Origin of the sequence: Veillonella sp. AS16, assembly GCF_000517785.1 — a bacterium.
Classification (GTDB): domain Bacteria; phylum Bacillota; class Negativicutes; order Veillonellales; family Veillonellaceae; genus Veillonella; species Veillonella denticariosi.
Map to the genome: position 1 here is coordinate 1 of NZ_AZYX01000004.1, position 1,200 is coordinate 1,200.

A 1,200-nucleotide genomic window follows, 5' to 3' on the forward strand; every position below is an offset into this window, starting at 1 on the left:
GAAAAATTTGAACGTACGAAACCGCATGTTAATATCGGTACAATCGGTCACGTTGACCATGGTAAAACTACTTTGACTGCTGCAATCACTAAAGTATTGGCTGAAAAAGGCCAAGCTGACTTCCAGGATTACAGCATGATCGATAAAGCTCCTGAAGAACGTGAACGCGGTATCACAATCAACACTGCACACGTTGAGTATGAAACTGAAAATCGTCACTATGCACACGTTGACTGCCCGGGCCATGCTGACTATGTTAAAAACATGATCACCGGCGCAGCGCAAATGGACGGTGCTATCTTGGTTGTATCCGCAGCTGACGGCCCTATGCCTCAAACTCGCGAACACATCTTGTTGGCTCGTCAGGTTGGCGTTCCTGCAATCGTAGTATTCTTGAACAAAGCCGATATGGTTGATGACGAAGAATTGATCGAATTGGTTGAAATGGAAGTTCGTGAACTTCTTTCTTCCTACGAATTCCCTGGCGACGAAGTGCCTATTATCGTAGGTTCCGCATTGAAAGCTTTGGAAGGCGATGCTCAATACGTAGCAAAAATCGACGAATTGATGGCGGCTGTAGATTCCTACATCCCAACTCCAGTTCGTGATACTGATAAACCTTTCTTGATGCCTGTGGAAGACGTTTTCACAATCACCGGTCGTGGTACAGTAGCAACTGGCCGTGTTGAACGTGGTGAAGTGAACGTTGGTGACACTGTAGAAGTAGTAGGCTTGAAAGAAAAAGCTGAACAATATGTTGTTACAGGTCTTGAAATGTTCCGTAAAACATTGGATTCCGCAGTAGCAGGTGACAATGTGGGCGCATTGCTTCGCGGCGTTGACCGTAAAGACATCGAACGTGGTCAAGTATTGGCTAAACCGGGTTCCATCAACCCACACACTAAATTCAAAGCAGAAGTATACGTTTTGACTAAAGAAGAAGGTGGCCGTCATACGCCATTCTTCTCCAACTACCGTCCACAATTCTACTTCCGTACAACTGACGTAACAGGTGTTGTAAACCTTCCTGAAGGTGTAGAAATGTGTATGCCTGGCGATAACGTAACAATGGAAATCGAATTGATTACTCCAATCGCTATCGAAGAGGGTCTTCGTTTCGCGATCCGCGAAGGTGGCCACACAGTAGGTGCCGGTGTAGTAACACAAATCGAAGGTTAATATACCTTTTATGCTCATCGC

Annotated in this window: 1 protein-coding gene; it reads left to right on the top strand. The window is 45.6% G+C overall.

Annotated elements, in window-relative coordinates; all coding sequences use genetic code 11:
- Positions 1-1,179 (top strand): elongation factor Tu (tuf, locus tag HMPREF1521_RS00035; protein WP_038114313.1); only part of this gene is annotated, 1,179 nt, incomplete at its 5' end.
- Positions 1,180-1,200: the final 21 nt, after the last annotated feature.